Genomic DNA, 906 nt, shown 5'->3' on the forward strand with positions numbered 1-906 from the left:
CTCCGGACACAGGTACAAGGCTGTGCTTCGACGGCTTCGCGTTCCACTTCGAGCGGGAGATCAGGTCCATTGGGGCTCCAGGGTCGGTAGGTGACGCCGTGGCCTGCATCGTCGCTGAGGAGGGGCCGATACCGGAACGTATCGACGGGCGGCCGCGCACAACGGAGCCCCCCTCACTGACTGCTGAGGGGGGCTCAGGGGCTTACGTGTGGGTACAACGTGGGCTGTCTTCCGCGAGCTCAACGACCGATTGCGCGGGGGGAAGTGTCGACTTCCCCCCGGGGAATGGGCCGTTGACCTGCATAAGCGCGGGGAATCAGGCGACGAGGTCAGCCACGTCGTCGTACGTTCCGGCCATCACGCGCACCACGTGAGGCTGCGAGACCTTCGCCGACTTCGCTGCGGCAGCCTGCGGATAGCCCGCGTCGACCGCTTCCGCGATGATCTCGTTCCGCTGCTTGATGGAGAGCTTCCAGCGCTCCTTGTCCTCCGCCACGGCATCAGCCGCAGCCTTGAGACGCTCCGCATATCCGGTGACCAGCGCAATTGCGGCCATAAAGCCTCCCGTGGGAATCACTGCCGCTTCGTGGAGAAGTGGGGCAGTGGGGGTGAGAGTTTGGTGAGGAGGCGTCGCGCCCCCTCGACTGATTCTCATACCTTCCGGTATTGGACCCAGTTCGATCAGACTACCGCTCATGACGGCGGAAAAGGCCCGGTCCGGACAGGGGAATGTCCGCGTCCGGGGGACATGTAAAGACGGCCACACCACGGAGACGGTTGCGGCGAAAGGGCGTGTCACCTGGAACGGTGAATGCGCCCAAGAGGCCTGCACGCTCCCGGTTCTGGCCCGTCGCATTCCGAAGGACCGGCGGCCGCCCGAGTCTCCGGCGGACGCACAGACACCCC

At 65.3% G+C, this 906-nt stretch carries 1 protein-coding gene; it reads right to left on the reverse strand.

The features are described 5' to 3' along the window. Window positions 1-316 precede the first annotated feature (316 nt). Complete coding sequence (locus tag JHN63_RS51435; RefSeq protein WP_200691996.1) at window positions 317-556, reverse strand: hypothetical protein; 240 nt, start codon at window positions 554-556, stop codon at window positions 317-319. Window positions 557-906 lie beyond the last annotated feature (350 nt).

It is taken from the genome of Streptomyces sp. MBT65 (genome assembly GCF_016612545.1).
Classification (GTDB): domain Bacteria; phylum Actinomycetota; class Actinomycetes; order Streptomycetales; family Streptomycetaceae; genus Streptomyces.

Excerpts from the sequence above, each read along its gene's own strand:
- JHN63_RS51435 (WP_200691996.1), bottom strand. The coding sequence starts at position 556 with ATGGCCGCAATTGCGCTGGTCACCGGATATGCGGAGCGTCTCAAGGCT.